The organism is Apibacter mensalis, from assembly GCF_001418685.1.
GTDB lineage: Bacteria > Bacteroidota > Bacteroidia > Flavobacteriales > Weeksellaceae > Apibacter > Apibacter mensalis.
Window position 1 is genome coordinate 1 of the sequence record NZ_LIVM01000021.1, and the last position, 6702, is coordinate 6702.

The window sequence follows — 6702 nt, forward strand, 5'->3', positions numbered from 1 at the left end:
GCAACATTTCTTGGTGTGTCATCAGTATAGGGGTCATACTGCATAAGCATTGAGGGTGCCAACCTACAAACTTAAAATACTTGGGGTATTTTCCCTTTAATGCTTCACAGGTTTTGCAGGGATAAGGGTTGTTGCTTCTCTTGATTTCATAGCCAACCACAAAAGGCATAGATTCCCATCTTTCAATATCTGCAGTTTTGTAGGCTATGTTTATCTCTGTTCTTGTTAACCGTAAAGCGTTCTTTTTGCTGCTTCTATATACTCCTGTGCCCGGCGAATATTCTTTAGCGGCTTTTGACAAGGTTGTTTTATTATTTTGGTCTTTTACTTTCCTAAATAGTTTGTCTGGTTCATTTAAATATTTTTTTATTTCAGAGCTGAGTGAATGTGCAGATTTTCCATCTCTTAAACACGCATCAATACATAACTCCAACTCTTTCCTGTGTTGAGTTGTTAAATTCCATACTCTATTAGATAAATTCAGCCCATTTCTTTTGCGTTCAAAAAAAGCGTGTAAAGGGGCTTCATTACGTTTATAGTATTTAGTGTTATTTTTAAGTATTTTTATTTTATTTACTAATTCGTCATTTTTTTTATTTGATAAATTCCACTCGTTGGTAATTGATTTTTTTAAATGAAAATATAATTCAGAATACATATTCCTTGTTATTACTTTTGCTTTTTTTGCTAATAGAGCATAATTGTAAAAAGAAAATGCTTTTTCATTAAGAATGATCTTATGTATTAATACTAACTCTATTAGCAATAACGTATACTTATCATACGTATTTTCAATTTGATAGCAATATTCATTTAGTCTGTCAAACTCATTTTCAGTAGCCATTTTTAATATCCGCTTTCAAATATATTTACCGCCCTCTCTTTTTCTGTTCGTTCTTCTTTTTCTATTTTAATTTTTTCTAATTCTTCCGATGCGTTAGCTACGTACGGATTCAAAGAAACGGCGCTTTGTTGTGAAATTATTTCATTTTGTTTTGCATCAATTAAATCGTTTAGTAAAATGGAAATATCTTCATCAAACGGCTCCTGGAACTCGTGAGAAATGACTAGTGCTTTACATTCGTCTTTTAAGCTGACATCTAGAATATTAGAAATAATAGCAATTATTAAGCTCGAAAATCTATCCAACATAGCTCCATATATTTCTTTATTCATATCGGCCTTTATTTTCGCCAAAACCATTAATTGCTTTAAAGCTTTACCCGACATAGCACTAGTACCTTTAATATTTTCATAATCTATGCTTGGCGTAAATGATCCTCTAAGGATATGTTTATCCAAAAAGTCCATTTCATATTTTTTGCCCTCAGGTAAAGAGTCATAGGTTAAATAACTGGCACCTGCGTCTCCCGTTAATTTTAATACTTTTCCTTGTTCGTCTTTTTCGGGCAAAGAAACTATTTTATCCGTGTATATTTTGAGCATTGGGGATGAAAAATAGTCATTCGTGTCGGCGTTAGTTGAAGCTAACCATTCTTGCCTTTCAATTAATGAATTTACGTCACCAAATTCAGTGTTTTGCTGAAACAAAATTACTGGGATCTTTTCCGCTAAATTGATTTCTATATTTATATCCCAACCTAAATTAGATTTTACGCATCTGTAAATAGTTTCTTTCGTGTATATATCGCAATGTTGTTTAATTTCATTGTTAATTTTTAAATTATACACTCTAGCGAAGCTTAATAGTCTTCCAAATTGATCTTTTGAATAATAAATATCATCACCTAATGATTTAGCTAAAGGTTTGGCTATTAAATCTGTGTATCCTTTCTTATCTTTTTCCCAATGAATTAATAAAGCGCTTTCAGATTCTGCCCCCGCGATTCTCTTACATTCTCTTATAATGTAGTTAAACCTGATTTTTTTTAATATTTCCATAAACTTTTGAAAGGCAGCCTCCGTGTTCTGGGACGTCTGCATCCACTTAACGGGATTCCCGAACAACATCACTAAAGATATCTCGTTAATATATTTAGGGTAATTTATGGGCAACTTCCATTGTTTTTTTATTCCCGTCCTCTGTCCTTTCTCATTTGTTAATATTTTATCCTCTCTATTGTTTATAATATGGGTGCTTACATTGTATTTTTTAATATTGTTTGAAGCATATTCGCTATTATTTTCCATCGTCGATAAAACCCCGTTTACATCTTTATCGGCTAGCAATTCATCAAATGTTTTATAGATCTCCATTATCAATTATTTTATCATATATTATACTAAATAAATCCGAATACTTCTTTAGATATATTATCAAATATTCCAGTATCTCGATATTCAAAATACATCCGCATTGTGAAACAGTCCAACCAATCTGGCGAATGACCGATAGTATCTTTTATTTCTTCTTTTGGTTTAACTTCAAGTTTTCCATCTCCGTCAACTTTCCAAGTTTGCAGATTAGCCAATTCGAGAATGATATTTTCTTTTTCACTCTCGCTAATGTCGGCATCAAACCCTATTTCATTATTATTTATTTTTTCCGCTAATTTATAGGCACACTGTGTTTTTAAATTTTTATAATTCTCCTCGTTAAATGGCTTTGAATTATTTTTGAACCCTATTACACCACAATTATCAACAACCCCTCCCCCAACTCCGTCTTCATCTACTAATACTCTATAGTTAGGTATTTTATATACCTGCTGTAAATGTTTTATATTCATTTGTATCTCCGTTAATTTTGAAGTCCCAAATTGATTGTGGTATATAATTACATACCCATTCCATACGGTTATTCTTGCGACGTCGGATCCAAACCGGGCGACATCACAAACTATATAATATTTTTCGTTTTTAATCGACAATGTATTATTGAAAATTTGAACTATTGATTCATAAGTACACAGAGCATTAGGGTTGTCTTCATAATCCCAATTACCTTTTAATAATCTCTCTATTAATACTACATTATTAGAGGTTTTAAGGTTATTAATGTATCCTGAGTCTATAAAAGGGTTTTCAGTAACCAGACAAGGTAGAAAAGACGCGTAGTCAGGTAATGTGTTTTTTACAAATGGTTTATAAAATTTATTATAAAGCCAATTCTTTTTGGGGTTACAAGTGATAAATATTTTTCCTACTAAATTATATTTATCATTCATCCATCTGTTTATCCTGGTTTTAAGGATGTCGTAGGCGCCTACATTAATTTGACCGGCTTCTTCTATCCAGCCTCCTGTATATTCTTTAGAGCCAAATCTTTCATATAAAGGATCTTTCGGCAAAAATTGTAGTTTTAAAAAATCAATTCTACTGCCATTTATGAATTCTATATAGTTATACTTCTCATTTATTTTAAAATAATCCTTATCTACGCTATATTGTTTAAAAACCCTTCCGAAAGTTTGCCATGTGGATGTCATTATATCTACTAATGTTTCTCGTCCGACAAACCACTTGGTACCGGGGTACAGTAAACACATAAAAGTTAAATAGGTGCACCCTGTCCAGCTTTTCGCTCCCCCTGCAGCTCCACCATATACAACATCTGAATGATGGGGGTCTGTAAGCAATTTTAAGCACTCTTCTTGCTTTAGATGACTTTTGTTTTCTCTTTCAATTATAAAGCTGAAATTATGTCGCTTAAACAACTCAATACGGGTAGTCAATAAAGGATTATAAGAATATGGATTAAGCATTTGTTTAGTGGTCATTTTGCCCTTCACGAAGCATCTTTTCTACTTCTTTTAATTTTTCAGTCGATATTTTTGAAAGATCAAAGGCTTTAAATAAATCTTCACCATCTTTCCCAATATGTTCGTTATATTGTTTGTTTTTCCAATTTTCCGAATCTTGGTTTGTCAAAGTAAATATTATCGCTGCGGTATCAGGTTGAATGTGTTTTCTAGTTATTGTTTGTTCTTCAGAATTTTTTCTTTTAACAATTTTCGTTTCTTCGACAACGTATCCTTGTATTTTTTTTAATAAAGATTTCTCCGCTTCGTTAGCGAACATTTTATATCTTTCTTTCCTTGCCTTTTTAACTTGCTCTAAAAACTCGGGTTTTGAATTTTGCCATTCAAAAAAAGTGCATTCAGCAATACCTACTCTTTTACAAATCTCGGAAATAGTATAGCTATCAGATTTCAATAAATTAGTAATCTCTTCTACTATATCTTTGCTATACTTTGCCATATCAATAATATTTAAATTCAAATTAGTTTTGAATTATGCTTTAGTATTTTTAAAATTTCGTTTTCAACTTGTATGTATTTCTTTATAAAATTTTTATCATATTTAATATCCTCATTGAATTTCTTAATGAAATAATATATACTTACTATGTGTCTATTAAGTTTTTTACTAATCTCATAAGTGGTCAATCCGAGCTTTCTTGCATAATATACATATATCATTCTGCTTTGGGCGTATTCTAGTTTTTTAGATTTAGAAAAAATATCATCCGATATGTTGAACACAAGTTTAATTATCTCTTCTATTTTATCTAGAACAGAAAGATCTATATCGCCTTTTTTTACAAAATGAAAATAATCAAAACCACATTCTTTTATTCTATAAAGTTTCTGTTGAATGTGCTTGTCAGAGCCTTTTAATGTGCCGATAAAAATTACCTCCAATATTTTTTATTTAGTTAAATAATAATTCAAATTATAATTACAAAATTATATATATTTTAAATATATAACAAATTGATTTTAAAAAAAATATTAAATTTATTTAAAGTTATACTTTAAGTTTATTTTTTTATTTACGGAAATCAATATGTCTTTATAAGTAACAAAAAAAACCTGCTTTTTAGCAGGTTAATTATTTTTGACAATATCTGTTTCCTTTACTTATATCACTATTCTCAATTTCGTTTCTATTTTTTTCTTATTTGGTGTTGTTATAACCGTATTAAATAACTCATTTACAACATTATCTTTATACCCTAAATCATAAAAAAAATTATTTTTTTCTTTAGTTATTAATTCAAATGTTTGTCTTAATAACTGTGTATTATCTAATTCAAACTCATAAGGCTCCTTTTTTCTATACTTTGCTAACTTTGTAACCCATACCCTATATGTGTCCGAAGATATTGATCCTATATCTTTTGCTCTATATAACAATGCGGCTATTGACAGCTTCCATTGAGATTTTAAATCACATAACTTATCAAAAGTTAATCTTTTAAAAGAATCTCTTATTTCCTTTTCCGGAGCTAAAAAAGCCGATGCAAATTTATTAGCTTCATCTTCTATATCCCTGTTAATTGAAATTATATTATCAAAATGTGCTATTAAATGAAATAACTCATGCGCTATAGTAAAAACCTTCCTTGAATTGGGTATTTTATTATTAATTAACATTACAGGGGTTCCTTCAATATAGAAACTTACTCCATCAAATTTTCTGTTTTCCGGAGAAATAAACGAATAATCAAAAAAATGAATTATAACTCCATTTTTCTCTAATAAGTTAACTATATTCTTTATAGGACTTCCATTTAATCCCAGTTCTAAACGAATAGTTGTCGCTATCTCTTCAAAATTTAAGTTAAAATCTTCCGCATCTAGTTTAGGTATCTTGTTTTCTGGCAAATCGACTATTTCTAAAACTTCTTTTAAAGCCATTGAAATTAGATTTAATCGGGCTTCAAATAAATTTAACGTCGATTTTGGTGTAGACACCAATTTTCTATAAAATAATTTCTGATTTGGTGCATCAATATTCTTTTTAAAAAAAAATTCGTTAAAATAATCCGAACATTTTCCTACAATATCCGCTTCTAATACTTTTTGTCCTTTTTCTATTTTACTAATTACAGCTTGGGATATACCTAATTTTTCGGCAAAAGATGTTTGGCTTAACCCCATATAGTCTCTCACTATTTTTAGAGTTTCACTATTATAACTATTGCTTTCCATGATTTCTTTTAATTTTAAAGTTGTTGATTTTAATTCAGATATTCCGTTACTTTTTCAATAAACTCTTCAAATGAATAACATACTTCTGTTTTATAGCCCTTGTCTTGTGCTGTTTTAATGAATTGCTTTTGATAGGATGATAATGTATTACTTCCGGTTTTCATCTCAACAAATAACCCATTATATCCGTTTTTTCCGCTCATTACAAAAAGGTCTGAAACTCCTTGTAATACCCCCTCCCCCTTCATGATTGCAGCTTCAATTTTACTTCTTTTCCCCCCATTGGGTATGGCAAATATTACTTCTTGGGGATATTGATATTTAAACCATTTTATACATGCTCTTTGTAATTTGCTCTCTAGGTTATTTCGTTTGCGTGCTATTTTTTTTTCTTTATCAATAGGTGGGGTACTATTATATGTTTTTAAGGTTTTACTCATCTTTTATTATTTTAAATTAATATGTTTTTATTGTATTTGTTTTCATATTTTTTTAAATCTCTGAATTATAAAATACTTTGTAATAAAACATTTTCTTTTCTTGATCATATCCTTGTTCTAGATAATCCTCAGAAGCCTCAGGTCTATTAATATCTAATTTAATCTGAATATGTGTATCTAACTTTATGTCTGTTTTAATTTTTCGTTTTTCTCTTGCCAGAGCGCTTGAGGAAACATCAAATATTTCTGAAAATTGAATACCTGCATTTTCTGAATAATCTTTTTTATATGTTTTAAATTCATTTACTACATTATAATTTTCCAACAACTCCTTTTCTAAAATTTCTTCAGTAATAGTTTCGTTC

At 29.7% G+C, this 6702-nt stretch carries 7 protein-coding genes and 1 pseudogene; all 8 read right to left on the minus strand.

The features are described from left to right. Nucleotides 1-844, minus strand: an 844-nt coding sequence (locus tag ASC36_RS10010; RefSeq protein WP_221400585.1) for a hypothetical protein, incomplete at its 3' end; no start/stop codon positions are given. A 2-nt stretch (nucleotides 845-846) separates the two neighbouring features. Then, nucleotides 847-2217: a phage portal protein gene (locus ASC36_RS10015; protein ID WP_055426360.1), complete on the minus strand. Its 1371-nt coding sequence runs from the start codon at nucleotides 2215-2217 to the stop codon at nucleotides 847-849. Between the two features lie 26 nt (nucleotides 2218-2243). Beyond that, nucleotides 2244-3692, minus strand: coding sequence for a phage terminase large subunit (locus ASC36_RS10020; RefSeq protein WP_245630768.1), 1449 nt, complete (start codon nucleotides 3690-3692; stop codon nucleotides 2244-2246). Beyond that, a complete protein-coding gene (locus ASC36_RS10025; protein WP_055426361.1) occupies nucleotides 3670-4161 on the minus strand; it encodes a phBC6A51 family helix-turn-helix protein in 492 nt (163 codons plus the stop codon). Before ASC36_RS10025 ends, ASC36_RS10020 begins: the two co-directional genes overlap by 23 nt. Nucleotides 4162-4178: 17 nt before the next feature. Then, nucleotides 4179-4604: a hypothetical protein gene (locus tag ASC36_RS10030; RefSeq protein ID WP_055426362.1), complete on the minus strand. Its 426-nt coding sequence runs from the start codon at nucleotides 4602-4604 to the stop codon at nucleotides 4179-4181. A 219-nt stretch (nucleotides 4605-4823) separates the two neighbouring features. Continuing rightward, on the minus strand, nucleotides 4824-5897 hold the full coding sequence (locus ASC36_RS10035) for an XRE family transcriptional regulator (RefSeq protein WP_055426363.1): 1074 nt from the start codon (nucleotides 5895-5897) through the stop codon (nucleotides 4824-4826). Nucleotides 5898-5926: 29 nt separating this feature from the next. Beyond that, on the minus strand, nucleotides 5927-6337 hold the full coding sequence (locus ASC36_RS10040) for a VRR-NUC domain-containing protein (protein ID WP_082435441.1): 411 nt from the start codon (nucleotides 6335-6337) through the stop codon (nucleotides 5927-5929). 52 nt (nucleotides 6338-6389) lie between these two features. After that, nucleotides 6390-6702 (minus strand): annotated as a pseudogene (locus ASC36_RS10915) (nucleoid-associated protein); the annotation flags it as partial.